Below are 977 nucleotides of genomic sequence, written 5' to 3'. Positions count from 1 at the left end.
GTACGGCCGCCTTCACGGATTGCGAAACGCAAGCCTTGGTCCATAGCGATTGGGTGGATCAGGGTAACAACCATGTTCACGTTATCGCCTGGCATTACCATCTCTACGCCTTCTGGCAGTTCGATGGTACCGGTCACGTCAGTTGTACGGAAGTAGAACTGTGGACGGTAGCCTTTGAAGAATGGAGTATGACGACCACCTTCTTCTTTGCTCAGGATATACACTTCTGAATCGAACTGAGTGTGTGGCTTGATGGAACCTGGTTTAGCCAGTACCTGACCACGTTCGATGTCTTCACGCTTGATACCACGCAGCAGAACACCAACGTTCTCACCAGCACGGCCTTCGTCCAGCAGTTTGCGGAACATTTCAACGCCGGTACAGGTAGACTTAACGGTGTCTTTGATACCAACGATTTCAACTTCTTCGCCAACTTTAACGATACCGCGCTCAACACGACCGGTAACTACGGTACCACGACCGGAGATGGAGAATACGTCTTCGATTGGCAGCAGGAACGGCAGGTCGATAGCACGCTCTGGTTCTGGGATGTAAGAATCCAGGTGACCGGCCAGCTCGATGATTTTAGCTTCCCACTCAGCTTCGCCTTCCAGTGCTTTCAGCGCTGAACCACGAACAACCGGCAGGTCATCACCAGGGAAGTCATAAGCAGACAGAAGTTCACGAACTTCCATTTCTACCAGTTCCAGCAGCTCTTCATCATCAACCATGTCGCATTTGTTCATGAATACGATGATGTAAGGAACGCCAACCTGACGACCCAGCAGGATGTGCTCACGAGTCTGAGGCATAGGGCCGTCAGTCGCAGCTACAACCAGGATAGCGCCGTCCATCTGAGCAGCACCGGTGATCATGTTTTTCACGTAGTCGGCGTGCCCTGGGCAGTCAACGTGCGCGTAGTGACGAGTCGGGGTGTCATATTCAACGTGAGAAGTGTTGATGGTGATACCACGAGC

The 977-nt window shown here is 52.2% G+C and carries 1 protein-coding gene; it reads right to left on the bottom strand.

What is annotated here, in order from left to right:
- The coding region (tuf, locus tag N6G83_RS54370; protein WP_260524434.1) for an elongation factor Tu at positions 1-977 on the bottom strand (977 nt) is incomplete at both ends.

This window comes from Serratia sp. PL7, assembly GCF_945957435.1.
Note: the sequence above shows the minus strand (reverse complement) of the source record. Positions and strands in the feature narration are given on the sequence as shown.